24 protein-coding genes are annotated in these 23,512 nt (G+C 71.6%); 14 read left to right on the forward strand and 10 right to left on the reverse strand.

Annotated elements, in window-relative coordinates:
* Positions 1-68: 68 nt before the first annotated feature.
* A complete protein-coding gene (locus tag EOT10_RS12265) occupies positions 69-1,865 on the reverse strand; it encodes an AMP-dependent synthetase/ligase (RefSeq protein ID WP_127828153.1) in 1,797 nt (598 codons plus the stop codon).
* 306 nt (positions 1,866-2,171) lie between these two features.
* On the opposite strand from EOT10_RS12265, the gene EOT10_RS12270 reads away from it, so the two are divergent.
* The 6 genes from EOT10_RS12270 (at position 2,172) to EOT10_RS12295 (ending at position 7,836) form a co-directional block, all read left to right on the forward strand.
* A complete protein-coding gene (locus EOT10_RS12270; RefSeq protein WP_127828154.1) occupies positions 2,172-2,933 on the forward strand; it encodes a metallophosphoesterase family protein in 762 nt (253 codons plus the stop codon).
* 165 nt (positions 2,934-3,098) lie between these two features.
* Positions 3,099-3,533, forward strand: a complete 435-nt coding sequence (locus EOT10_RS12275; protein ID WP_127828155.1) for an SRPBCC family protein — start codon at positions 3,099-3,101, stop codon at positions 3,531-3,533.
* Between the two features lie 643 nt (positions 3,534-4,176).
* Complete coding sequence (locus EOT10_RS12280) at positions 4,177-5,343, forward strand: ArsA family ATPase (RefSeq protein ID WP_127828156.1); 1,167 nt, start codon at positions 4,177-4,179, stop codon at positions 5,341-5,343.
* A 94-nt stretch (positions 5,344-5,437) separates the two neighbouring features.
* Positions 5,438-5,965: a DUF5304 domain-containing protein gene (locus tag EOT10_RS12285; RefSeq protein ID WP_127828157.1), complete on the forward strand. Its 528-nt coding sequence runs from the start codon at positions 5,438-5,440 to the stop codon at positions 5,963-5,965.
* A gap of 54 nt (positions 5,966-6,019) precedes the next feature.
* Complete coding sequence (locus tag EOT10_RS12290) at positions 6,020-6,973, forward strand: ROK family glucokinase (RefSeq protein WP_127828158.1); 954 nt, start codon at positions 6,020-6,022, stop codon at positions 6,971-6,973.
* A gap of 101 nt (positions 6,974-7,074) precedes the next feature.
* Complete coding sequence (locus EOT10_RS12295) at positions 7,075-7,836, forward strand: endonuclease/exonuclease/phosphatase family protein (protein WP_127828159.1); 762 nt, start codon at positions 7,075-7,077, stop codon at positions 7,834-7,836.
* On the opposite strand, the gene EOT10_RS41280 is transcribed toward EOT10_RS12295, so the two are convergent.
* The 3 genes from EOT10_RS41280 to EOT10_RS12305 form a co-directional block, all read right to left on the reverse strand.
* Positions 7,833-8,000 (reverse strand): hypothetical protein, encoded by a 168-nt coding sequence (locus tag EOT10_RS41280; protein WP_189491467.1) that lies wholly within the window; start codon positions 7,998-8,000, stop codon positions 7,833-7,835. The genes EOT10_RS12295 and EOT10_RS41280 overlap by 4 nt on opposite strands.
* A gap of 129 nt (positions 8,001-8,129) precedes the next feature.
* Positions 8,130-8,804, reverse strand: a complete 675-nt coding sequence (locus EOT10_RS12300; protein WP_431313280.1) for a hypothetical protein — start codon at positions 8,802-8,804, stop codon at positions 8,130-8,132.
* Entirely contained in the window at positions 8,797-9,576 is a 780-nt protein-coding gene (locus EOT10_RS12305) for an alpha/beta hydrolase (protein ID WP_127828160.1), read from the reverse strand. The genes EOT10_RS12300 and EOT10_RS12305 overlap by 8 nt, the downstream gene beginning before the upstream one ends.
* A 153-nt stretch (positions 9,577-9,729) precedes the next feature.
* On the opposite strand from EOT10_RS12305, the gene EOT10_RS12310 reads away from it, so the two are divergent.
* From EOT10_RS12310 to EOT10_RS12330, 5 genes are all read left to right on the forward strand, one after another.
* On the forward strand, positions 9,730-10,449 hold the full coding sequence (locus tag EOT10_RS12310) for a lysophospholipid acyltransferase family protein (protein ID WP_127828234.1): 720 nt from the start codon (positions 9,730-9,732) through the stop codon (positions 10,447-10,449).
* Between the two features lie 26 nt (positions 10,450-10,475).
* Positions 10,476-11,717 (forward strand): MacS family sensor histidine kinase, encoded by a 1,242-nt coding sequence (macS, locus tag EOT10_RS12315; protein WP_127828161.1) that lies wholly within the window; start codon positions 10,476-10,478, stop codon positions 11,715-11,717.
* On the forward strand, positions 11,714-12,406 hold the full coding sequence (locus EOT10_RS12320) for a response regulator (RefSeq protein WP_127828162.1): 693 nt from the start codon (positions 11,714-11,716) through the stop codon (positions 12,404-12,406). Before macS ends, EOT10_RS12320 begins: the two co-directional genes overlap by 4 nt.
* A gap of 88 nt (positions 12,407-12,494) precedes the next feature.
* Positions 12,495-13,523 carry a 6-phosphofructokinase gene (locus EOT10_RS12325; protein WP_127828163.1) on the forward strand — a complete coding sequence of 343 codons (1,029 nt, stop codon included), beginning with the start codon at positions 12,495-12,497 and terminating at the stop codon, positions 13,521-13,523.
* Positions 13,524-13,615: 92 nt separating this feature from the next.
* Entirely contained in the window at positions 13,616-14,620 is a 1,005-nt protein-coding gene (locus EOT10_RS12330; RefSeq protein WP_127828164.1) for a 2-hydroxyacid dehydrogenase, read from the forward strand.
* Here EOT10_RS12330 and EOT10_RS12335 read toward each other — a convergent pair.
* On the reverse strand, positions 14,566-16,452 hold the full coding sequence (locus EOT10_RS12335) for an anthranilate synthase family protein (RefSeq protein WP_127828165.1): 1,887 nt from the start codon (positions 16,450-16,452) through the stop codon (positions 14,566-14,568). The two genes, EOT10_RS12330 and EOT10_RS12335, sit on opposite strands and share 55 nt — an antisense overlap.
* A 105-nt stretch (positions 16,453-16,557) precedes the next feature.
* Entirely contained in the window at positions 16,558-16,644 is an 87-nt protein-coding gene (locus tag EOT10_RS43105) for a trp operon leader peptide (protein ID WP_389858644.1), read from the reverse strand.
* 70 nt (positions 16,645-16,714) lie between these two features.
* Here EOT10_RS43105 and EOT10_RS12345 point away from each other — a divergent pair, with 70 nt between their 5' ends.
* A complete protein-coding gene (locus tag EOT10_RS12345; protein WP_127828167.1) occupies positions 16,715-18,067 on the forward strand; it encodes a class II 3-deoxy-7-phosphoheptulonate synthase in 1,353 nt (450 codons plus the stop codon).
* 166 nt (positions 18,068-18,233) lie between these two features.
* Positions 18,234-18,488: a (2Fe-2S)-binding protein gene (locus tag EOT10_RS12350; protein ID WP_127828168.1), complete on the forward strand. Its 255-nt coding sequence runs from the start codon at positions 18,234-18,236 to the stop codon at positions 18,486-18,488.
* A 49-nt stretch (positions 18,489-18,537) separates the two neighbouring features.
* On the opposite strand, the gene bfr is transcribed toward EOT10_RS12350, so the two are convergent.
* Positions 18,538-19,017, reverse strand: coding sequence for a bacterioferritin (bfr, locus tag EOT10_RS12355; protein ID WP_127828169.1), 480 nt, complete (start codon positions 19,015-19,017; stop codon positions 18,538-18,540).
* 164 nt (positions 19,018-19,181) lie between these two features.
* Here bfr and EOT10_RS12360 point away from each other — a divergent pair, with 164 nt between their 5' ends.
* The gene (locus EOT10_RS12360; RefSeq protein WP_127828170.1) at positions 19,182-19,814 is read left to right on the forward strand and encodes a sulfite oxidase-like oxidoreductase; all 633 of its coding nucleotides are present in this window, start codon (positions 19,182-19,184) and stop codon (positions 19,812-19,814) included.
* A gap of 55 nt (positions 19,815-19,869) precedes the next feature.
* Here the strand turns inward: EOT10_RS12360 and EOT10_RS12365 are convergent, their stop codons facing one another.
* From EOT10_RS12365 to pknB, 3 genes are all read right to left on the reverse strand, one after another.
* Positions 19,870-20,436, reverse strand: a complete 567-nt coding sequence (locus EOT10_RS12365; protein ID WP_127828171.1) for a DUF4396 domain-containing protein — start codon at positions 20,434-20,436, stop codon at positions 19,870-19,872.
* 108 nt (positions 20,437-20,544) lie between these two features.
* Positions 20,545-21,420 (reverse strand): deoxyribonuclease IV, encoded by an 876-nt coding sequence (locus EOT10_RS12370; RefSeq protein ID WP_127828172.1) that lies wholly within the window; start codon positions 21,418-21,420, stop codon positions 20,545-20,547.
* A gap of 56 nt (positions 21,421-21,476) precedes the next feature.
* The gene (gene pknB, locus EOT10_RS12375; protein ID WP_127828173.1) at positions 21,477-23,423 is read right to left on the reverse strand and encodes a Stk1 family PASTA domain-containing Ser/Thr kinase; all 1,947 of its coding nucleotides are present in this window, start codon (positions 23,421-23,423) and stop codon (positions 21,477-21,479) included.
* Positions 23,424-23,512 lie beyond the last annotated feature (89 nt).

Genomic DNA, 23,512 nt, shown 5'->3' on the forward strand with positions numbered 1-23,512 from the left:
CAGGGGCGCGGGGAACTGCGCGAGCAACCAGCCACGGACCCGCACTAACTCGCGTACGGACACGGGGCTCAGCCCCGGTAGATCGCCTCGATCTCGTCCGCGTAATCCTTCGCCACCACATTCCGCTTCAGCTTCAGCGAAGGCGTCAGGTGGCCCGACTCCTCCGTGAACTGGGTCGGCAGGATGCGGAACTTGCGGACCGACTCCGCCTTGGAGACCGCCGCGTTCCCGTCGTCCACGGCCGACTGGATCGCCGCGAGGAGGTCCGCGTCGTCCCGCAGGGACACCGTGGTGGAGTCCGCGGGCTTGCCGTGGTCGGCGGCCCACTTGCCGAGGAACTCCTCGTCGACCGTGACGAGCGCGCCGACGAACGGGCGGCCGTCGCCGACGACCATGCACTCGGCGACCAGCGCGTGCGCGCGGATGCGGTCCTCGATGACGGCCGGGGCGACGTTCTTGCCGCCCGCCGTCACGATGATCTCCTTCTTGCGCCCGGTGATCCGCAGGTAGCCGTCCTCGTCGAGCGTGCCGATGTCGCCCGTGTGGAACCAGCCGTCCGCCAGGGCCTCCGCCGTCGCGCCCTCGTTGTTCCAGTAGCCGGTGAACAGGTGCTCGCCATGCAGCAGCACCTCACCGTCGTCGGCGATCCGGACCACCGAGCCCGGCAGCGGCTGGCCGACCGTGCCGATCTTCTGCCGGTCCCACGGGTTGAAGGCGGTGGCCGCGCAGGACTCGGTGAGGCCGTAGCCCTCCAGGACCGTGAAGCCGATGCCGCGGAAGAAGTGGCCGAGGCGCTCGCCGAGCGGGGCGCCGCCGGAGATCGCGTACTCGCCGCGGCCGCCGAGGACGGCGCGCAGCTTGCTGTAGACGATCTTGTCGAACGTCTTGTACTTCAGCTTCAGGGCGAGGGAGGGGCCCTTGGGGGTGTCGAGCGCGCGGCTGTACTCGATCGCCGTGTCGGCCGCCTTGTCGAAGATCTTGCCCTTGCCGTCGGCCTGCGCCTTGGCGCGCGCCGAGTTGTAGACCTTCTCGAAGACGCGCGGCACACCCAGGATCAACGTCGGCCGGAACGCGGCGAGTTCATCGGTGAGGTGCTTGATGTCGGGGGCGTGGCCCAGCTTGATCGGGGCCATCAGGGACGCCACCTCGACCAGGCGGCCGAAGACGTGCGCCACCGGGAGGAACAGCAGCACCGAGCACTCGCCGGTACGGAAGAGGGGCTTGAGGCGCTCGACCACGTTGCCGCACTCGGCGAAGAAGCTGCGGTGGGTGAGGACACAGCCCTTGGGGCGGCCCGTGGTGCCGGACGTGTACACGATCGTCGCCGGGTCGTCGGCCTTGGCGACGGCGCTGCGCTCCTCGACGGCCTCGTCGGACACCCCGGCGCCCGCGCGGCGCAGCTCCTCGACGCCGCCGGCGTCGATCTGCCAGACGTGGGCGAGGCCGGGCAGGCGGTCGCGCACGGACTCGACGGTGGCCGCGTGCGCACCGCTCTCGACGAGGCAGGCCACGGCACCGGAGTCGCCGAGGATCCACTGGATCTGCTCGGCCGAGCTGGTCTCGTACACCGGCACCGTTATCGCGCCCGCGCTCCAGATCGCGAAGTCGAGCAGCGTCCACTCGTAGCGCGTACGGGACATCAGGCCGACGCGGTCGCCCGCCTGCACGCCGGAGGCGATCAGGCCCTTCGCGGCGGCGCGCACCTCGGCGAGGAAGGTGGTGGCGGTGACGTCCTGCCAGGTGCCGTCCACCTTGCGGGCGATGACGGCGACGTCGGGGTGCTGCGCGGCGTTTCTGCGGACGATGTCGGTCAGGTTGCCGTCCGCGGGGACCTCGTACAGGGCCGGAAGGCTGAACTCGCGCAAGACTGCTGCTCCTCATAGGGCACCGGCGCCACGGCGGTGTGCTGCGACGGTGCGGTCCAAGATCGGGCAGGTGCTCAGCCGCTGAATCAGGGGTGGTTCAGTGGTTGAAATGCTGAGCACGACTGGACTGCCCGGACGTTACCCACCGGTACTGCTGTTCCGGTAGGGGGTCCAGGCCAGATGTTCGCTGCGTCACACGCCGTGGAATTGCTTCGTCGACCCTAGTCCACTCGATCCGCGAATACGAAGTATCCGCAGGTCCAGCGCCCACTACCCATGATTCCCGCACAGTTCTAGGGTGATCGCATGCGCGTACATGTGGTCAGCGATGTGCACGGAAACTCCACAGACCTCGCCCGGGCCGGCGACGGGGCGGACGCCGTCGTCTGCCTCGGTGACCTGGTGTTGTTCCTCGACTACGCGGACCACTCGCGGGGCATCTTCCCCGATCTGTTCGGCGTGGAGAACGCGCACCGCATCGTCGAGCTGCGCACCGCGCGCCGCTTCGAGGAGGCGCGCGCGTTCGGCGCCGGCCTGTGGGCGGGCCTCGACCGCGGCCCCGCGATCGAGAAAGCCGTGCGCAAGCAGTACGCCGAGCTCTTCGCCGCGTTCCCCACCCCGACGTACGCCACCTACGGCAACGTCGACATCCCGCACCTGTGGTCCGAGTACGCCGCGTCCGGTACGACCGTCCTCGACGGCGAGCGCGCCGAGATCGGCGGGCTCGTCTTCGGCTTCGTCGGCGGCGGACTGCGCACCGCGATGCGCACCCCGTACGAGATCAGCGACGAGGAGTACGCCGCCAAGATCGAGGCCGTCGGCGAGGTCGACGTGCTGTGCACCCACATCCCGCCGGACGTCCCCGAACTCGTCTACGACACCGTCGCGCGCCGCTTCGAACGCGGCAGCCGCGCGCTCCTCGCCGCCATCCGCCGCACCCGGCCCCGCTACTCCCTCTTCGGCCACGTCCACCAGCCGCTCGCCCGGCGCATGCGGATCGGGGCGACGGAGTGCGTCAACGTCGGCCACTTCGCGGGCTCGGGCAGGCCCTGGGCGCTGGAGTGGTGAGCTCTCGGGCCCGGAGCGGTGTGCCCTCGGCCCGGTGTGGTGTGCCCTCGGGCCGGTGTGGTGTGTCCTCGGGCCGGTGTGGTGACAGGGGCGACATCTGTGCGCGGTAGCCTTCACGCGATACACACCACCCCTCAACGGACCGCATCTGGAGGAGCCACCGCGATGGCGGAACACACCAGCTCGAGCATCACGATCGAGGCGGCACCGGCCGATGTCATGGGGGTGATCGCCGACTTCGCCCGCTACCCGGACTGGACGGGAGAGGTGAAGGAGGCCGAGGTCCTCGCCACGGACGCCGAGGGCCGCGCCGAGCAGGTGCGCCTCGTCATGGACGCCGGAGCGATCAAGGACGACCAGACCCTGGCCTACACCTGGACCGGGGACGACGAGGTCTCCTGGACCCTGGTCAAGTCCCAGATGCTGCGCTCCCTCGACGGCACGTACCTCCTGAAGCCGTCCGGCACGGGCACGGAGGTCACCTACCGGCTCACGGTCGACGTCAAGATCCCCATGCTCGGCATGATCAAGCGCAAGGCCGAGAAGGTCATCATCGACCGCGCCCTGGCCGGCCTGAAGAAGCGCGTCGAGACGAAGTAGGTCGGGTCGGGGCTCCGCCCGGAGCCCGGAGTTCTGGCCGGCCCGGAACGCGGAGCTTTGGCCGGCGCCGGTCCGGCACCGGGCCTTCCGACGCCCGCCCGGCCCGGCGCCGTGCCTCATCGTGCGGCCAACGGCCACTGGCCGCGGGCTCGAGGCTCGTCCGGCCCGGGGCCCGTCCGGCGGGCGGCTGGGTTCGGCGGCTGGCTGGTGCTCGGCTCAGGTTCTCGTTCTGCGGTGGGCCGCGTCGGGCGGTTGGTGCTTGGCCGGTCCGGCGCTGGGCCTCCTCGGACGACCACCGGCCGTTGGCTCGGGCTCGTCCGGCGGGCGGCCTTGGTTCGGGGGCTGGTGCTCGGCTCAGGTTCTCGTTCTGCGGTGGGCCGCGCCGGGCGGTTGGTGCTTGGCCGGTCCGGCGCCGGGCCTCCTCAGGCCGCCACCGACCACCGGCCACTGGCTCGGCGCTCGTCCGGCCCGGGCCCGTCCGGCTCGGGTTCTCGTTCGGCTCGGGTCCCGTTCAGCGGTCAGGCCTCGGCCCGGGGCCCGTCCGGCGCGGACCCCTTCCGCCGCCAGGCCTCCGCTCGGACGCCGGGCGGGGGTCCGACGCCCGGTCCGGGGGCGCCCCCGGCCCCCGGTAGCCTCACACCCCATGCGTACCGTCCTCGTCACCGGACCCGGCGGCTCCGGCCGGACCACCGTCGCTGCGGCCACGGCCCTCACCGCCGCCCGCCGCGGAGCCCGCACCCTGGTGCTCTCGGCGGACCCCACGGACACCCTCGGCGCCGCCCTCGCCACCCCTACGAGCGCGGCGCCGACGACCGTCGAACCCGGTCTCACCGCGATACGTCTCGACCCGGCCGACCGCTTCCGCGAGGACCTCGCCGATCTCCAGGACAGGGCCGCGTCCGCCCTCGACCTGCTCGGCGCCACCCGCCTCGACGCCGAGGAGCTCACCCCGCTGCCCGGCAGCCACGAACTCGCCCTGCTCCGCGCCCTGCGCGACAGCGCGCACGGCCCGTACGACCTCGTCGTCGTCGACCTGCCGCCGGCCCCGCAGGCCCTCGCCCTGCTCGCGCTCCCGGAACAGCTGCGCCGCTACCTGCGCCGCCTGCTGCCCCCGGAACGGCAGGCCGCCCGCGCCCTGCGCCCCCTCCTCGGCCGCCTCGCAGGCGTCCCCATGCCCGCCGAGTGGCTGTACGAGACCGCGGCCCGCTGGGACGCCGAACTCGCCGCCGTCCAGGCCGTCATCGAGGACGAGCACACGACCGTACGCCTCGTCGCCGAGCCCACCCCGGCCGCCGCCGACACCCTGCGCGTCACCGCCACCGGCTTCGCCCTGCACGGCCTGCGCGCCGACGCGCTGCTCGTCTCCCGCATGCTCCCCGACGGCTCCACCGACCCCTGGCTGACCGAAGCCGCCGCCCGTCAGCGCAAGGTCGTGGCCGCCTGGCAGGGCATGTACGACGTGTGTGAACTGCCGCATCTGGGCCGGGACCCGCGCGGCGCCGACGACCTCATGGCCCTCGGCACGCCGCCGCACGTCGAGACGCCGCCCGCCGCCGACTGGCCCGTCGAGGACCGCATCGCGGACGACGGCGTCCTCGTGTGGCAGCTGCCGCTGCCCGGCGCCGTCCGCGAGGACCTCGGACTCGTCCGGCGCGGCGACGAACTCGTCGTCACCGCCGGGCCGCTGCGCCGGATCGTCGCCCTGCCGTCCGCGCTGCGCCGCTGCACCGTCGCCGGCGCCGGACTCAGCGGCGGCGTGCTGCGCGTCAGGTTCACGCCCGACCCCGATCTGTGGCCGCGGGAACGGTGAACGGGCCACCGCCGTTCGGGTAACGTCGAAGGTGAGCACACCCCCACCGGAAGCACACCCCACCGGAAGCACCCCCTCGCAGGAGTCAGCCGCCATGAGCGACGCCACCGAGCACCCCGCACCCGAGGCCGACGCCGACGCCTGGGAGCAGGCGTGTGCCGAGGACCTCGCAAAGGAGAAGGCCCGCCGCCGCACGCAGTACGGGCCACCGCCCGGCTCGGCCGCCGAGGAGCTGCGCAAGCTCGTCGACGCCGTCGCCGACAAGCTCTCCGGCCTGCAGTCGCCCCTGTTCGGCGCGGTAGCCCAGGGCACCGCCCAGCAGGTCGTCAGCCAGGTCGTCAAACAGGCGAAGGCAGCCGTCGAGCCGGTCGTCGAGCGCAACCCCGAGGTCTTCGACCACCTCGCGGCCGCGGGCACCGAACTGCTCGCCGCCTACCGCTCCGCGGTCGAGCGCCAGGAACAGCGCTGGACCCAGCGTTCGAGCGGCGGCGGCAGCGGTGGCCAGAGCGGTGGCCAGGACACCCGGGACGCCAAGGACACCCGGCCCGCGCAGGACGGCCGCGACCCCCGCGACGAGGGCCCGGACGACCCTTCAAAAGGTGAACACATCGACCTCGACTGAGGGCCCGCTCGGGTACGGTGGGCCTTAGCGGGGCTCGACCGAACTGAGGGATTCATGGGACTCACCATCGGCGTCGACATCGGCGGCACCAAGATCGCGGCCGGCGTGGTCGACGAGGAAGGCAACATCCTCTCGACGTTCAAGGTGCCGACTCCCACCACGCCCGAGGCCATCGTGGACGCGATCGCCTCGGCCGTCGAGGGCGCACGGGCAGGACACGAGATCGTCGGCGTGGGCATCGGCGCCGCCGGATACGTCAACCGCCAGCGCTCCACGGTCTACTTCGCCCCCAACATCGACTGGCGCCAGGAACCGCTGAAGGACGAGGTCGAGAAGCGCGTCGGCCTCCCCGTCGTCGTGGAGAACGACGCGAACGCGGCCGCCTGGGGCGAGTACAAGTTCGGCGCGGGCAAGGGCCACCGCAACGTCATCTGCATCACGCTCGGCACCGGCCTCGGCGGCGGCATCATCATCGGCAACAAGCTGCGCCGCGGCCACTTCGGCGTGGCCGCCGAGTTCGGCCACATCCGCATGGTCCCGGACGGCCTCCTGTGCGGCTGCGGCAGCCAGGGCTGCTGGGAGCAGTACGCCTCCGGCCGCGCCCTCGTCCGCTACGCCAAGCAGCGCGCCAACGCGACCCCGGAGAACGCCGAGTTCCTGCTCTCCCTGGGCGACGGCACCCCGGACGGCATCGAGGGCAAGCACATCTCCATGGCCGCCCGCCAGGGTGACCCCGTGGCCGTCGACTCGTACCGCGAGCTGGCCCGCTGGGCCGGCGCCGGGCTCGCCGACCTGGCCTCGCTGTTCGACCCGTCCGCGTTCATCGTCGGCGGCGGCCTCTCGGACGAGGGCGAGCTCGTCCTAGACCCGATCCGCAAGTCCTACAAGCGCTGGCTCGTCGGCGGGAACTGGCGCCCCGTGGCCGACGTGATCGTCGCCCAGCTCGGCAACAAGGCGGGCCTGGTCGGCGCCGCGGACCTGGCCCGGGAGCCCGACCCGATCATGTGACGCACCACGTGAGGCGTCATGTGACGCACCGCGTGACGCACGCGCCGGACGCCCGCCGTTTCCCCGGAGAAACGGCGGGCGTCCGGCGTATCTTGATCGTCATGGTCACCGGATCACTCCCCAACTCCCGCACCGAATCCGACGGTTCGGCCGTCGTCCGGGTACTCAGCTACAACATCCGCTCGATGCGCGACGACACCGGCGCGCTCGCCCGCGTCATCGCCGCCTGCGCCCCCGACCTCGTCCTGGTCCAGGAGGCGCCCCGCTTCTTCCGCTGGCGCAAGAAGCTCGCCCGGCTCGCGGCCGCCTCGGACCTGGTGATCCTCTCGGGCGGCGGCACCGCGGCCGGCCCCGCCCTGCTGTGCTCCCTGCGCGCCACCGTCGAGCGCACCGAGGACGTCCTGCTGCCGCTCACGCCCGGGCTGCACCGGCGCGGCTTCTCGACCGCCGTCGTCCGCTTCGGCGGCGCCAGGGTCGGCGTACTGAGCTGCCATCTGAGCCTGCAGAAGGACGAGCGGTACGCGCAGGGCGGGATGCTCCTCGACCGGCTCGCCGCGCTCGGCGCCCCGCACGCCATCGCGGGCGGCGACCTCAACGAACGCCCCGGTGGCCGCACGTTCAAGCTCCTCGCCACCGCCCTTCAGGACGCCTGGGCGACTAAGCCGTGGGGCGGCGAGCACACCTCGACACCGGCCGACCCCCGTCAGCGCATCGACGCGATCCTCGCCACCCCGGGCATCGAGGTACTCGGCTGCGGCGTCCCGGTGGACCTGCCCGGCGTGAGCGAGGACGACCTGAGGGCGGCCACGGACCACCTGCCGGTCCTGGCCGCCCTCAGAATCCCGGCGAACGAGAGGCCCTAGAGGCGCTGCTTCGCCTTGTCGCTGCCTTCCCGCATCTCCGCGATGAGGGGGACGCCGGGTACGACGGTCATCGCGGCTCCTTTCGTTCGTCCGAACGCCTCGAAGGCCTGGGCTGGTTCGCTGCCGAAGCCCCGGTGGAGGAGTCCCCCCGGCAGCCCCGGCACCCTTGCTTCGCCCGACGGCCGGATCGAGTTCCCTGCACTTCGCCGGACGGCCGGATCGGGTTCCCTACTCGTACGGGCCCGCCCGGATCTCTCCGGACGGGCCCGTGTCCCCGGGGGTGGCGGCAGGGGTCAGACGACCGCGCCGCGCCCCGGGTCGTCGTCGTCCTCGTCGCCCTTCATGCGCCCCACGAGCGTGCCGAAGCCGCCGAGGAAGCCGCCGACGCAGACCGTCGTGAGCCACCACGTCATCTGCCAGCCGAGCAGCACCGCGAGCAGCATCAGGACCGGGCCGCCGAGCACGCCGAGCCAGGCGAACTTCGCGGTGACGTCCGCCTCGGGCAGCGGCGGCGGCTCCGGGGGCACGAAGTGGTCCTCGTCGTCCCCGTCGTCGTCGGCATCGCCGTCCTCGTCGGACGGCTCGGCCGGGCTGTAGTCGCGGGGGCCGCCGACGCCGGGCGCGAAGGAGACGGAGGAGCCCAGGGCCGACGCGGACCTGTCGGTCCGGCCAAGGTCCTCTTCGGTCTCGTCGCTCTCCGGTTCGGGCAGGGCCAGGTCCTCGATCGACCGGAACGGCCTGGCGCCCGGCGGGTCCGGGGGCTCCTCGCCGTATCCCGCGACGATGGCGGCCCAGGCGGCGTCCTCGTCCACGGGCGGGCCGCCGGCCTCGGCGTCCGCGGCGGGCGGTTCCTCGCCGGGCGGCGCGGCGCCGGGCAGCGCCGTGCCCGACGCGGCCGTCTCGGCGGACGTGTCCTCCGGGTCGCGGCTCTCGTCGCTGCCCGGCTCACGTCGGTCCTGCTCAGCCACCGGTGGCCGTCCCTTCCTTACCGACACTGGGGGCGAGCCGGCCGATGAACGCGTAGCTCTCGTCGAAGATCCGGTCCGCGTCATGGTCCAACGTCGCGACGTGGTAGCTCTGTTCCAGCAGGATCTCCGTGACGTCCGTGGACGAGACGCGGGACAGGACGCGCGCCGAGTCGGCGGGCGGCACCACATGGTCCTGCGTGCTGTGCAGGACCACCAACGGCTGGGTCACCTGCGGCAGTTCACCGTCGACCATGCGGAAGAAGTTCCGCAGGGAGTGCGCGGCGTGCAGCGGCACCCGGTCGTACCCGATCTCCGACGAGCCCTCCTTCGCGATGTCGCTGGCGATCCCCTTCGTGGAGGGGACGAGGTGCCGGGCCACGGGCAGGGCGCGCGCGGCGAGGCCGTGCACCTTGTTCCCCGGGTTCACCAGGACCAGGCCCGCCACGTCGTCCCCGTGCCTGGCGGCGAGCCGCAGTGCGAGGGCGGCGCCCATCGACAGACCGAACACGAAGACCTGCGCGCACCGTTCGAGCAGCTCGCGCAGGGCGCGGTCCACCTCCGCGTACCAGTCCTGCCAGCCCGTGACCTGCATGTCCTCCCAGCGCGTGCCGTGGCCGGGGAGCAGGGGGAGCGAGACGGTCAGGCCGCGCTCGGCGAGATACTCCGCCCAGGGGCGCATCGACTGCGGGGAACCGGTGAAACCGTGACAGAGGAGGACGCCGACCTCTCCGCCCTCATGGCGGTACGGCTCGGCTCCAGGAATGACCGGCACCTTCGGTCTCCTGTTCGTGAGAGGGGGACTGCCCGGGACTGCGAGGCGTACTTCACCGTACGCGACCGCGCTGACACCGACCAGGGTCGTCGGGCCTCGGAGCTGCGGCGCGGGTTAAGGTCTGATCCACAGACAAGGGAAGGCAGTGGGTTGATCTACGGCGCAATGAAGGTGGCCATCGGAGGGCCGCTGAAGCTCGGCTTCAGGCCCTGGGTGGAGGGCCTCGAGAACATTCCCGCCGAGGGCCCCGCCATCCTGGCCAGCAACCATCTGTCCTTCTCCGACTCGTTCTTCCTGCCGGCGGTGCTCGACCGCAAGGTCACCTTCATCGCGAAGGCCGAGTACTTCACGACACCCGGAGTGAAGGGCAAGCTCACGGCCGCCTTCTTCAAGGGCGTCGGCCAGCTCCCGGTGGACCGCTCCGGTTCGCGCGGCGCCGGTGAGGCCGCCGTCAAGAGCGGCATCGACGTCGTCGAGCGCGGCGAGCTCTTCGGCATCTACCCCGAGGGCACCCGCTCGCCCGACGGCCGCCTGTACCGCGGCAAGCCCGGCGGCCTCGCGCGCGTGGCGCTCGCCACCGGCGCCCCCGTCATCCCCGTCGCGATGATCGACACGGAGAAGATCCAGCCGCCCGGCAAGGTCCTGCCCAAGCTGATGCGCCCCGGCATCCGCATCGGCAAGCCCCTCGACTTCACCCGCTACCAGGGCATGGAGCACGACCGTTTCGTGCTGCGGGCCGTGACGGACGAGGTCATGTACGAAATCATGAAGCTCTCCGGCCAGGAGTACGTCGACATGTACGCGACCGCCGCCAAGCGGCAGATCGCGGACGCGGCGAAGGCCGAGGCCAAGGCCAAGGGCGCCAAGGAGTAGCGGCGGTCCGTAGGGGGGTGGGGGGCATGGCCAGGCGCGAGCGCGTGATGAGGATGTCCGTCGAGCAGCCGCTGTGGCGCGCGCTGACGGCATACCGCCTGCTGACGATGCTGTACGCGATCGGCCTCTACGTCTCCGCGTACGAGGAGTTCGTGCGTCCCTGGTTGGCGAACGGCTACTTCGCGGTGCTCGTCGTGTGGACGCTGGCCACCCTGCCGAGGGTCGCGAACGCCGCGAGCTGTACCAAGCGCTTCCTCACCGCCGACCTGACCGTCGCGCTCGCCGGGATCCTGCTCACCCCGGTCGCCGTCTCGCACAGCCGGATCATCGAGGGCGGCCCGACGCTGCCGTCGATATGGACGGCGGGCGCCGTCCTCGCGTACGCGATCAAGGGCGGCTGGCGCTGGGCGGCGTTCGCCTCGCTGCTCGTCGGCGTCGCGAACGTGGTGCAGCGCGGCGCCTTCAGCCGCGACACCCTCCACAACGTCCTCCTCGTCTGCATCGCGTCGATCGCCATCGGCTACGTCGTCGAGGTGGCCCGCGCGTCCGAGCGGACCCTCGCCCGGGCCCTGGAGATCGAGGCCGCCACCCGCGAGCGCGAACGCCTCGCCCGCGACATCCACGACGGTGTGCTCCAGGTCCTGGCCATGGTGCAGCGCCGCGGCACCGCCGTGGGCGGCGAGGCCGCCGAGCTCGGCCGCCTCGCCGGCGAGCAGGAGGTCGCCCTTCGGACCCTGGTCGCCGGCGGGCTCGTGCCCACGTCACGCGCCTCCGAGGACGCCTCGCAGGGCGCCCTTGTACGGGCCGTGGAGGTGCCGGACGAGGACCAGGGCGAGACGCGCGGCACGGCGGCGCCCTGCGATCTGCGGTCGCTGCTCGCGTCGCACGCCGGGGCGCGGGTGAGCCTCGCCGAACCGGGCGCCCCCGTCCTCCTCGCCCCGGTCGCGGCGAAGGAACTGGCCGCCGCCGTGAGCGCCGCCCTGGACAATGTGCGCCGGCACGCCGGGGAGGACGCGCGGGCCTGGATCCTCGTCGAGGACGAGCCGGACGCGGTGATCGTGACGGTGCGGGACGACGGTCCCGGCATCCCCGAGGGGCGGCTGGCGCAGGCCGAGGGGGAGGGGCGGCTCGGTGTCGCCCTGTCGATCCGGGGCCGGCTGCGCGACATCGGCGGCACGGCCGAGCTGGTGTCGGTGCCGGGACAGGGCACCGAGGTCGAACTGACAGTTCCGAAGGTTTCACGGGGGAAGGCGGGATCGGGAAGATGACCGGGCAGCAGGAGCGGGACGGCGCGGGCGCGATCAGGGTCATGGTGGTCGACGACCACCCGATGTGGCGCGACGCCGTCGCCAGGGATCTCACCGAGGCCGGCTTCGACGTGGTCGCCACCGCGGGCGACGGCGAGCAGGCGGTGCGCCGGGCCGGCGCCGCCGCACCCGACGTCCTCGTACTCGACCTGAACCTGCCGGAGAAGCCGGGCGTCCAGGTCTGCAAGGAACTCGTCGGCGCCGACCCTGCCCTGCGCGTCCTCGTCCTGTCCGCGAGCGGGGAGCACGCCGACGTCCTGGAGGCCGTGAAGTCCGGCGCCACCGGCTATCTGCTCAAGTCGGCGTCCACCGAGGAGCTGACGGACGCGGTACGCCGTACGGCGGCCGGCGACCCCGTCTTCACCCCGGGGCTCGCGGGCCTCGTCCTCGGCGAGTACCGGCGCCTCGCCTCCGAGCCGGCGCCCCCGACCGGCGGCGGCGAGCCCAAGGCCCCGCAGCTCACTGAGCGCGAGACCGAGGTCCTGCGCCTGGTCGCCAAGGGCCTGAGCTACAAGCAGATCGCCGAGCGCCTCGTCATCTCGCACCGCACCGTGCAGAACCACGTACAGAACACCCTGGGCAAGCTCCAGCTGCACAACCGCGTGGAGCTCGTCCGGTACGCCATCGAACGCGGCCTCGACGACGCGTAATTCACCCTTCCCCTCACGCCAAAGTGACGTGGGTCACTACTAGCGTGGCCCTGGTCAGCTCACAGCACCGCGGCGAAGGGATATTTCCATGCGGGTCGGAGTACTGACCGGAGGCGGCGACTGCCCCGGGCTCAACGCCGTCATCCGGGGCATCGTCCGCAAGGGCGTGCAGGAGTACGGCTACGAATTCACCGGCTTCCGGGACGGCTGGCGCGGGCCGCTCGAAAACCGCGCCGTGCGGCTCGACATCCCGGCCGTCCGCGGCATCCTGCCCCGCGGCGGCACCATCCTCGGCTCCTCCCGCACCAACCCCCTCAAGATCGAGAACGGTATCCGCCGCATCAAGGAGACCCTCGCCAAGGAGGAGGTCGGGGCCCTGATCGCGATCGGCGGCGAGGACACCCTCGGCGTCGCCGCCCGCCTCAGCGACGAGTACGGGGTGCCCGTCGTCGGCGTACCGAAGACCATCGACAACGACCTGTCCGCCACCGACTACACCTTCGGCTTCGACACCGCCGTCGGTATCGCCACCGAGGCCATCGACCGGCTGCACACCACCGCCGAGTCCCACATGAGGGTCCTCGTCGTCGAGGTCATGGGCCGGCACGCGGGCTGGATCGCCCTGCACTCCGGGCTCGCGGGCGGCGCCAACGTCATCCTCATCCCCGAGCAGCGCTTCGACATCGAGCAGGTCTGCGCCTGGGTGACCTCCCGCTTCCGCGCCTCGTACGCCCCCATCGTCGTCGTCGCCGAGGGCGCCATGCCGAAGGACGGGCAGATGGTGGTCAAGGACGAGTCCCTCGACTCCTTCGGGCACGTCAGGCTGTCCGGCGTCGGGGAGTGGCTGGCCAAGGAGATCGAGCGGCGGACCGGCAAGGAGGCCAGGACCACCGTCCTCGGCCACGTCCAGCGCGGCGGCACCCCCAGCGCCTTCGACCGCTGGCTCGCCACCCGCTTCGGCCTTCACGCCATCGACGCGGTCCGCGACCGTGACTTCGGGAAGATGGTCGCGCTGCGCGGCACGGACATCGTGCGCGTGCCGATCGCCGAGGCGACCGCCCGCCTGAAGACGGTCGACCCGGCGCTCTACGAGGAGGTCGGGGTCTTCTTCGGCTGACGGCGCAGGTCACGGGGCACGGGTGGGACACGGCCCCCCCGCGGGGCGGCTTCGGAGTGCCGTGGCGCGGGGGCCGTACTTAAAATCCAGCCATGGAGATCCTCGCCTTCGGCGTGCAGTCCGACGAGAAGCCCCTCATGGAGAAGGCCTTCGAGGGGCATCACGAGGTGCGCTGCCTGGACGTCTTCCTCAACGAGGACACGGCCCCCATCGCCGCCGGCTACGAGATCGTCTCCAGCAGCGTCAACGCCTCCCTGGACAACCGCGTCCTGCAGACCCTCGCCGCCGGCGGCACGCAGATGATCGCCCAGCGCTCCACCGGCTTCAACAACATCGACCTGGAGGTCGCCGAGCGCCTCGGCCTCACCGTCGCCCGCGTCGCGTCCTACTCGCCGTACTCCGTCGCCGAGTTCGCCTGGACCCTCGCGATGGCCGTCAACCGCCGCATCGTCCGGGCCTCCACCCGCACCCGCGACTTCGACTTCAGGCTCGACGGCCTCATGGGCCGCGACCTGCGCGGCCGCACCGCCGGCGTCCTCGGAACCGGCAAGATCGGCGAGGCGTTCACCCGGATCGCCCACGGCTTCGGTATGAACCTCCTCGGCTGGGACATCGCCGAGAACCCGGCCTGCGCCGCCCTCGGCATGAAGTACGTCGAAAAGGAGCGCCTCTTCGCCGAGGCCGACCTGATCAGCCTGCACGTACCCCTGCTCCCCGAAACCGAGCACCTCGTCGACAGCACCGCCCTGCGCACCATGAAGGACGACGCGATCCTGGTGAACTCCAGCCGGGGCGGGCTCATCGACACCAAGGCGCTGGTCTCCGAGCTGCGCGAGGGCCGTTTCACCGGCGTCGGCCTCGACGTGTACGAGGCCGAGGCCGGGCTCTTCTTCGTCGACCGGTCGCTCGACGCCGTCGAGGACGACATCCTGGCCCGCCTCGTCACCTTCCCGAACGTCCTGGTCACGTCCCACCAGGCGTACTACACCGTGGACGCGGTGAGCCAGATCATCGAGACCACGGTGCGCAACGTCCTCGACTATCAGGCGGGCCGGCGCTCCGAGAACGTGCTGGTGCCCGCCCTGCCCAGGACCTGAGCCACCAGCTCCCGCACGACCTCGGCCCCGCGCAGCGACAGCACGGACTCCGGGTGGAACTGCACCCCCGCGAAGCCGGGCCCGCGCAGCGCGTGCACCTCGCCGTTCACCGCGTCCCGGCTCACCTCGACCTCGTGCGCGGCCAGCTCCGCCGCCGCGTCGTCGTCGCAGCGGGCCACGAAGCTGTTGTAGAAGCCGACGGTCTCGGTCCGCCCGAACAGGTCGATGTCCGTCTGCGCGCCCTGGTACGGGACGTCCTTGCGCACGATGTCGAGGCCCAGCTCGGCCGCGATCAGCTCATGGCCGAGGCACACGCCGAGCACGCCGTGCCGGTGACCGCGCAGCACCTCGGCGGTCAGCGCGCGCAGGAAGCGCATCTTCGGGTCGTCCGCGTCCGAGGGGTCGCCGGGGCCCGGGCCGAGCACGACGGGCCCCTCATGCGCGAGCACGGCGTCCCGCAGTCCCGGCTCGTCGTAGCGCCGCACGGTCACCGTCAGGCCCGACGACCGCAGCAGGTGCGCCAGCATCGCCGTGAACGTGTCCTCGGCGTCCACCACGAGGGCGTGCCCCTCGAGGGCCGCCGCCCGCTCCTGCATCCGCAGCCAGAACGGCGCGAGCGCCGAGCGCCGCCCGTCGAGCGCCGCCTGCACGCGCGGATCGTCGGCGAGCGCGGGCCGCACGCCCTCGCCGCGCGGCCGCCCGGGACGCACCCCGAGCGCCGCGAGGACCCCGGCCGCCTTCGCGTGCGTCTCCTGCACCTCGCTCGCCGGGTCGGAGCCGCGCACGAGCGTCGCCCCGACCGGCACCCGCAGCTTCCCGGCCGCGTCGATGTCGGCCGTCCGGATCAGGATCGGCGAGTCCAGGGTCTGCGCCCCGCCCGCGTCCCGGCCGATCAGCGCGAGCGCCCCCGCGTAGTACCCGCGTCCACCCACCTCATGGCGCTCGATGACCCGGCACGCGTTCTGCACCGGCGACCCCGTGACGGTCGCCGCGAACATGGTCTCCTTCAGCACCTCGCGCACATCCAGAGTCGACTTCCCCCGCAACTCGTACTCCGTGTGCGCGAGATGGGCCATCTCCTTCAGCCGCGGACCGACGACCACCCCGCCCATGTCGCCGACGGTGCACATCATCTTGAGCTCCTCGTCGACGACCATCGACAGCTCCTCGATCTCCTTCCCGTCGGACAGGAAGCCGAGCAGGTCCTCGGGGGTCGGCCCGGCGGCCGGGTAGCGGTAGGTCCCGCTGATCGGGTTCATGACGACGGTGCCGCCGCTCATCCGCACATGCACCTCGGGACTCGCCCCGACCAGCGTCCTCTCACCGGTGTGCACCACGAACGTCCAGTACGCGCCCCGCTCCCCGGCGAGCAGCCGCCGGAACAGCGCCAGCGCGTCGGCCCGCCCGAAGCCCGCGATCTCCCCCTCGTACGTCCGCCGGATCACGAAGTTCGCGCCCTCGCCCCGCCCGATCTCGTCCCGCAGGACCCGGCCCACGATGTCCCCGTACGCGTCGTCGTCCACGTCGAAGCCGCCGTCCGCCACGCGCACGTCATGGGCGGGCAGCTGCGCCAGGACCTCGGCCAGCGGCAGCTCGTACGTCTCCTCGGGGGTGAGGACCGCGAGCGGGGTGCCGTCGTCACGGACGTCGAAGCCGCGCTCCCTGATCTGCCGGAACGGCACGAGGGCCAGGCCCTCCGGGATGTCGGCGAGACGCTCGTAGGTGCTCACGGGGCCGACGAGGAGTTCCACGGTGTCGTGGTCGCGGCCGGGCGCGCGGCGGCGCAGCAGGGCGAAGGGGCGGTCGTCTTGCAGCAGTTCGGACAGGTCCATGGCGGGTGATCCTCATTCCAGACTCCGGTGCGGAGAGGAACGGCCAGGTCCCGGAAAACACTGAAGGCCGCCCTCGGGGCGGCCTTCGCTTCGCTGTACGCGCAGTCAGTGGGCCGCCGGGGGAGCGGTCCACCACCAGTTACGGGTCGTGTGCGCGAACATGTGCCGCACCCTACCCGAAGGCCCACTCATCTGTGGACGACGTGTCTCAAAGGGTGAGCGGTCGGCTGGGACGCCGACACGACCCCGTAATGTTGGCGATGTGACCGTGAACGCTAAGACCAGCGCGAGCGCTGGCAACACCTGGCGAGACCTGCCCGCGGCGCAGCAGCCCGAGTACCCCGACACCGAGGCTCTGCGCGCAGTGATCGCGGACCTCGAGTCGTATCCGCCGCTCGTCTTCGCGGGCGAGTGTGACCAGCTGCGCGCCCGACTGGCGGCCGTCGCCAAGGGAGAGGCGTTCCTCCTCCAGGGCGGCGACTGCGCCGAAGCCTTCGACGGCGTGTCGGCCGACCACATCCGCAACAAGCTCAAGACGCTGCTCCAGATGGGCGCCGTCCTCACCTACGCCGCCTCGGTGCCGGTCGTGAAGGTCGGCCGCATCGCCGGCCAGTACTCCAAGCCGCGCTCCAAGCCGACCGAGACCCGTGACGGGGTGACGCTCCCGACCTACCGGGGCGACTCCGTCAACGGCTTCGCCTTCACCGAAGCGGACCGCATCCCGGACCCCGAGCGCCTGAAGCGGATGTACAACGCGTCCGCCTCCACGCTCAACCTGGTGCGCGCCTTCACCACCGGCGGCTACGCCGACCTGCGCCAGGTGCACGCCTGGAACCAGGACTTCGTGAAGTCGTCCCCGTCCGGCCAGCGCTACGAGCAGCTCGCCCGCGAGATCGACAACGCGCTGAACTTCATGCGCGCCTGCGGCACCGACCCGGCCGAGTTCCAGACGGTCGAGTTCTACGCCTCCCACGAAGCGCTGCTCCTCGACTACGAGTCGGCGCTGACCCGGGTGGACTCGCGTACGGGCAACCTGTACGACGTGTCCGGCCACATGGTGTGGATCGGTGAGCGCACGCGTCAGCTCGACCACGCGCACATCGAGTTCGCCTCGAAGATCCGCAACCCGATCGGCATCAAGCTCGGCCCGTCGACGACGGCCGAGGAGGCGCTGCAGTACATCGAGCGTCTCGACCCGGACCGCGAGCCCGGCCGTCTGACCTTCATCGTCCGCATGGGCGCCGACAAGGTCCGCGACAAGCTCCCGGAGCTGGTCGAGAAGGTCACCGCGTCCGGCGCGACCGTCGCCTGGATCACCGACCCGATGCACGGCAACACCTACGAGGCGGCCTCGGGCCACAAGACCCGCCGCTTCGACGACGTGCTCGACGAGGTCAAGGGCTTCTTCGAGGTCCACAAGGAGCTCGGCACGCACCCGGGCGGCATCCACGTCGAGCTCACCGGTGACGACGTCACCGAGTGCGTGGGCGGCGGCGACGAGATCTTCGTCGACGACCTGCACCAGCGCTACGAGACGGCCTGCGACCCCCGCCTGAACCGCAGCCAGTCCCTCGACCTGGCGTTCCTGGTCGCCGAGATGTACCGCGACCAGTGATCTTGCGGTAAAGACAGCAAAGATCAGCAAAGTGCCGTGGGGCGCGGATCACATCGATCCGCGCCCCACGGCACTTTTGTGCTTCCGGCCCGGCGGGTAAGGTTAGGTTAGCCTCACCGAGTAGTCGGGGCGGGCGCTAGCTTTTGTCGGTCCTGATCGCTGGGAGGTGAACCGCGTGTACGTCTGCAACTGCTTCGGTGTGACCGAGGACCAGGTCAAGAAGCACGCGGACGACGGTGCGTGCACTCCCCGCCAGATAGCGTCGGCCTGCAAGGCGGGCACGGACTGCGGTTCGTGCGTGCGCCGCATCCAGGCGCTGCTCGGCCGTGGGGCCTGCCCCCGCCGCGACCTGGTCGAGCAGGGCAGTCGGGCCCTCACGGCCGATCCGAACGCCGTCGTACGGCTGTCGGACGCCGCCTGAGCGTGTGCGGCCTTCGCCGCCTTCGCAGACCTCGCCGGCTTCGCTTCCGCTAGCTGTCGGGCTGCTCGATCTGCTGCGCCAGATACAGCGGCTCGCCGAGCTTCTCGATCAGTTCCAGCTGGGTGTCGAGGTAGTCGATGTGGTGCTCCTCGTCCTCCAGGATGTCCTCGAAGATCCGCGCCGACGTGACGTCGCCCTTCGCCCGCATGACATCGATGCCGCGCTTGAGGCGGTCGATCGCCTCCACCTCGACCTGCCGGTCGGCCTCGAACATCTCCGTGACGGTCTGTCCGACCCGTACGTGGAAGAGTCGCTGGTAGTTCGGCAGGGCGTCGAGGAAGAGAATCCGTTCCGTCAGCGTGTCCGCGTGCTTCATCTCGTCGATGGACTCGGCACGGGTGTATTTCGCGAGCTTGGTCCAGCCGTTGTTGTCCTGGATCCGGTAGTGGAGCCAGTACTGGTTGATGGCCGTCAACTCGCCCGTGAGCTGCTCGTTGAGGAATTCGATGACCTCGGGGTCGCCCTGCATCGCAGAGGCTCCTTCCACGTGGTGGACTCGGCAGGTTTCGCGCATCCTCGCACCGGCGCCGAAAGTCGTCCAGTAAGTGCATGCTTAGTAGGAGTTGCCCGATTCGGTCCTGGTCAGGGTCCTGCTGGTCACGTCCACTGCCCGGGGTCTGTCAGGATGGAGGCATGGGTCATCCGGTGGGTCGCGAGTCTGGGGGAGCAGTGCAGCCGGAGCTTCCACCGGGGCAGCGTCTGCAGCGCGGCTGGCCGGTCACGCACTACGGGCCTGTGCCCAAGTTCCGCCCCGAGCGCTGGGAGTTCAGGGTCTTCGGCGCCACCGCCGACGGGGAGAAGCGCTGCTGGACGCACGATGAGTTCTCGGCGCTGCCGTACGGCACGGTCGTGGGCGACCTGCACTGCGTCACGAAGTTCAGCATGCTCGGCGCCGAGTGGGGCGGCGTACTGGCCCGCACGATCCTCGAACTGGCGCCGCCCGCGCCCGCCGTCACCCACGTGATGGTCTGGGCCGAGTACGGCTTCAGCGCCAATCTGCGCCTCGAGGACTTCGCCGCCGAGCGCACGATCTTCGCCACGCACAAGGACGGTGAACTCCTCACCGCCGAACACGGGTTCCCGCTCCGCCTCGTCGTGCCGCACCTGTACGCGTGGAAGGGCCCGAAGTGGGTCCGTGGCATCGAGTACATGACCGCCGACCGCCGCGGCTTCTGGGAGGAGCGCGGCTATCACAACGTCGGCGACCCCTGGCGGGAGCAGCGCTACTCGTACCAGGAAGAGCCCGGGGACGGCCCCGAGCTCTGAGTCCTGGCGTCCGTTCTCACGAACGGTCGGTGGTGGTACGTCAGTGTGGTACTGGTCAGTGGTGGTACTGGTGCACCACCGCGTGGCCCTTGCCGCGGCCGATCATCCACTTGTTGACCGGGGTCGTCACCACGAAGGCGATCGCCAGGGAGGCGGCCAGCGTGCCCCAGAACAGGGCGTCCGCCAGCTGGGCGTCCATTGCGGCCGGCCAGAGGACGATCACGCCGTTGTCGATCAGCTCCATCACGGCGATCGACAGGGTGTCCGCGGCGAGCGCGACCCGGAACGCGGTCCTGAAGTCGACGCCCGCCTTCAGGACGCCGCGCAGCGTGAGCGAGTAGCCGAAGGCGAACGCGAGCACGATCGCCAGGATCATCGTCGGCATGTTTCCCCAGCCGAGGGCCGTGCCGACCACCATGCCGAGGATCTCGCCGATGGCGCACCCGGTGAGGCAGTGGAGGGTCGCCTGCGCGGCCATGGACCAGCTGACCTTGCCGAGGCCGGGGTGGTGACCGGTGTGGGTGTGCCCCTCGTGACCGCCGTCTCCGGTGTGCCCTTCGTGGCTGCCGTGTCCGGTGTGGCCCTCGTGCCCGGCGTGCTCCGCGTGCGTGTCGTGCCGCATGGTTCCCCCAACGTCAGTAACGGTTCCTGTCGCTGACAAGAACCGTATACCCCCTGGGGGTATTCCTCAAGCGATCTCCGCTGTCCGCTACCCGCTGTCCGCTACCCGCTACGCCTTGCGCAGCTCCTTCAGGCGGGCCACGTCCATCGCGTGCCCCTCCTTGCCGCCGGGCGTCTCGATGATCAGTGGCACGCCCGCCGTCGCCGGGTGGGCCATCATTGCCCGGAACGGCTCCGCCCCGATGTGACCGGAGCCGATGTTCTCGTGGCGGTCCTTGTGCGCCCCGGCGACGTCCTTGGAGTCGTTCGCGTGGATCAGCTTGAGGCGGCCCTCGCCCACGGTGTCCACGAGCAGGTCCAGGGTCCGGTCCATGCCGGAGGGCCCCGCCAGGTCGTGCCCCGCCGCGAATATGTGGCACGTGTCCAGGCAGACCCCCAGCATCGGGTGCGCGTCCAGTGCGTCGAAGTACGGCCCGAAGTCCCAGGTCCGCGAGCACAGCGAGGAACCCTGGCCGGCCGTCGACTCCAGGAGGAGGTACGGGTCGTCGTCATGGGTCAGCTCGTCGAGAAGCGGCAGCATGTGCTCCCGCACCTGCGCGAGCGCCACGGCCCGCTCACGGCCGCCGGTCGCCGAACCCGTGTGCACGACGACGCCCAGCGCGCCGATCTCCCGGGCCCGGCGCAGCGAGTGCCGCAGCGACTCGACGGACTTCTCCACGGTCGCCTCGGTGTGCGAGCCGAAATTGATCAGATACGGCGCGTGGACGTACGCCGGGATCCCCTCGGCCGCGCAGGCCGCACGGAACGCCTCGTCCTGTTTCGGGTTGCCGGGAGGCGTCGCCCAGCCGCGCGGGTTGGCGACGAAGACCTGGACGGTCTCGGCGCCGAGCTCGCGCGCGTACGGAAGTCCTACGGAGGCCAGGCCGCCGGCGACCGGAACATGGCCGCCGACCGGATTGCGGCAGGTGGTGTCGATGGTGCTCACCTGTCCAGGGTGGCACGCGCGGGCGTGCCTCCCGTCAGCGGATTGTCAGCGGATTGTCAGCGGATCTGGATGGTGATCGTCGACCCCTTCGGGGCCTGGTCACCGGCCGAGACCGACTGCTTCTTCACGGTGTCGCCGAAGAGGCCGAGCAGGCCGCGGTCGTCCTCCACCTGGAAGCCCTTCGCCTCCAGCTTCCGGTGGGCGTCGGCGACGCTCAGGCCGACGACGTCGGGGACGTCGACCATGACCGGGCCCTTGGAGATCGTCAGCTCGACCGTGTCGCCCTCGGCGAGGGTCTTGCCCCCGACGGGGGACTGCTGGGCGACGCTGCCCTTGTCCTGGTCCGAGAACACCTGCTCCGTGGCGATCTCGGCCTTCAGGCCCGCGTCCTGGAGGTCGGCGATGGCCTGCTCCTCGGTCTCGCCCGTCACGTCCGGGACGTCCACCGCGCTGCCCCTGCTGACCGTGAGCGCGATCGCCGAGCCCGACCTGCGGGTGGTGCCGGACTCCGGGTCGGTGCTGATCACCGAGCCCCTGGGGACGTCGTCGCTGAAGTCCTGGCTGACCATGCCCGGCTCCAGGCCCGCGTCCTTCAGCGTCCGCTCCGCCTTGGCGCGCGGCATGCCCTCCACGGCGGGGACCCGCACGGTCTCCGGGCCGAGGGACACCGTCAGGTCCACGCTCCCGTTGTCCCGGATGCGGGCGCCCGACCGGGGGTCGCTGTCGATGACGGTGCCCCGCTTCGCGGTGTCGCTGTACGCGCGCTTGACGTGGCCGAGGTCGAGACCGGCCCGGCTCAGCCGCTCCTTCGCCTGGGCCTGCGTCTTGGCGAGCAGCGGCGGGACCTTGGTGAACTGGCCCGAGTTGATGTACCAGACGCCCGCCCCGAGGCCGAGGACGAGCAGCACGGCGGCGGCGACGGCGAGCATCCCGCGGCGCGGGCGGCGCCCACGGGAGCGCGCGGGCGGGGGCGGCGGCGTCTCGAAGCGGCTCGTGCGGTGCAGCTCGGCCTGCGGGTCCCGGTCGTCGGCCGGCAGCGGGAGCTGCACGCCCCGGGTCCGCAGCGCGCGCGGGATCACGCTCGTACGGTCGTCCGAGATGTCACGGTCGCCGGCGTCCTCGGGGCGCGCGCCCGGCGGCACCGCGTCCAGCTGCGCGTCCGTCAGGGCGGCCCTGGCGGCCCTGACCTGGCCGAGCAGCGCCACCGCGTCGTACGGCCGCACGTCGGGGTGGCGGGCGGTCGCGGACGCGACGACCTCGTCCAGCTCCACCGGGAGCCCCGGCACCGAAGCGGACGGCGGCGGCACGTCCTCGTTCAGATGCTGGTACAGCACCTGTGCGGGGGAGTCGCCCGAGTGCGGCTTGGCGCCCGTGAGCATCTCGTAGAGCACCACCCCGCACGCGTACACGTCGACGCGCGGGTCGGCGGTGCCCGACTCGATCTGCTCGGGGGCGAGATAGGAGACGGTGCCGAGGACGGCGCCCGTCGTGTTCGTGACCGTGTCCACGGCCCGTACGAGACCGAAGTCCGCCACCTTCACCCGGCCGTCGTCCCCTATCAGGACGTTCTCCGGCTTCATGTCGCGGTGCACGAAGCCCGCGCGGTGGGCGGCGCCGAGCGCGGCGAGGACCGGCTCCAGGATGTCGAGCGCGGCGCGCGGCCGCAGCGCCCCGCGGTCCCTCAGGACGTCCCGCAGGGTGCAGCCCGCCACGTACTCCATCGCCAGATAGACGTACTGGCCGTCCGCGCCCTGGTCGAAGACCCCCACCACGTTCGGATGGGAGAGCCGGGCGACGGACTTGGCCTCGCGGATGAAGCGCTCGACGAACGAGACGTCGGCGGCGAGCGCCGGGTGCATCACCTTGAGCGCGAGCACGCGGTCGAGGCGGGTGTCCACGGCCCGGTAGACCGTGGCCATCCCGCCGACCGCGATGCGCGCGTCGACGCGGTACCGGCCGTCGAGCACCTGCCCGACGAGAGGGTCCTGAAGGGTCGTGTCCACGCAGGTGAGTGTACGAGCCGCCGCCGACACCGGGCCCGCCGTCGCCCGCGCGCAGCTTTACTGCAGCAGAGCTGTGACCGTGCCGTACG

This window comes from Streptomyces antnestii (assembly GCF_004005495.1).
Taxonomy (GTDB): domain Bacteria; phylum Actinomycetota; class Actinomycetes; order Streptomycetales; family Streptomycetaceae; genus Streptomyces; species Streptomyces antnestii.

Coding starts and splice junctions, on each gene's coding strand:
- EOT10_RS12270 (WP_127828154.1), top strand. CDS start 2,172: ATGCGCGTACATGTGGTCAGCGATGTGCACGGAAACTCCACAGACCTC.
- EOT10_RS12275 (WP_127828155.1), top strand. CDS start 3,099: ATGGCGGAACACACCAGCTCGAGCATCACGATCGAGGCGGCACCGGCC.
- EOT10_RS12280 (WP_127828156.1), top strand. CDS start 4,177: ATGCGTACCGTCCTCGTCACCGGACCCGGCGGCTCCGGCCGGACCACC.
- EOT10_RS12285 (WP_127828157.1), top strand. CDS start 5,438: ATGAGCGACGCCACCGAGCACCCCGCACCCGAGGCCGACGCCGACGCC.
- EOT10_RS12290 (WP_127828158.1), top strand. CDS start 6,020: ATGGGACTCACCATCGGCGTCGACATCGGCGGCACCAAGATCGCGGCC.
- EOT10_RS12295 (WP_127828159.1), top strand. CDS start 7,075: ATGGTCACCGGATCACTCCCCAACTCCCGCACCGAATCCGACGGTTCG.
- macS (WP_127828161.1), top strand. CDS start 10,476: ATGGCCAGGCGCGAGCGCGTGATGAGGATGTCCGTCGAGCAGCCGCTG.
- EOT10_RS12320 (WP_127828162.1), top strand. CDS start 11,714: ATGACCGGGCAGCAGGAGCGGGACGGCGCGGGCGCGATCAGGGTCATG.
- EOT10_RS12325 (WP_127828163.1), top strand. CDS start 12,495: ATGCGGGTCGGAGTACTGACCGGAGGCGGCGACTGCCCCGGGCTCAAC.
- EOT10_RS12330 (WP_127828164.1), top strand. CDS start 13,616: ATGGAGATCCTCGCCTTCGGCGTGCAGTCCGACGAGAAGCCCCTCATG.
- EOT10_RS12335 (WP_127828165.1), bottom strand. CDS start 16,452: ATGGACCTGTCCGAACTGCTGCAAGACGACCGCCCCTTCGCCCTGCTG.
- EOT10_RS43105 (WP_389858644.1), bottom strand. CDS start 16,644: ATGAGTGGGCCTTCGGGTAGGGTGCGGCACATGTTCGCGCACACGACC.
- bfr (WP_127828169.1), bottom strand. CDS start 19,017: ATGCAGGGCGACCCCGAGGTCATCGAATTCCTCAACGAGCAGCTCACG.
- EOT10_RS12360 (WP_127828170.1), top strand. CDS start 19,182: ATGGGTCATCCGGTGGGTCGCGAGTCTGGGGGAGCAGTGCAGCCGGAG.
- EOT10_RS12365 (WP_127828171.1), bottom strand. CDS start 20,436: ATGCGGCACGACACGCACGCGGAGCACGCCGGGCACGAGGGCCACACC.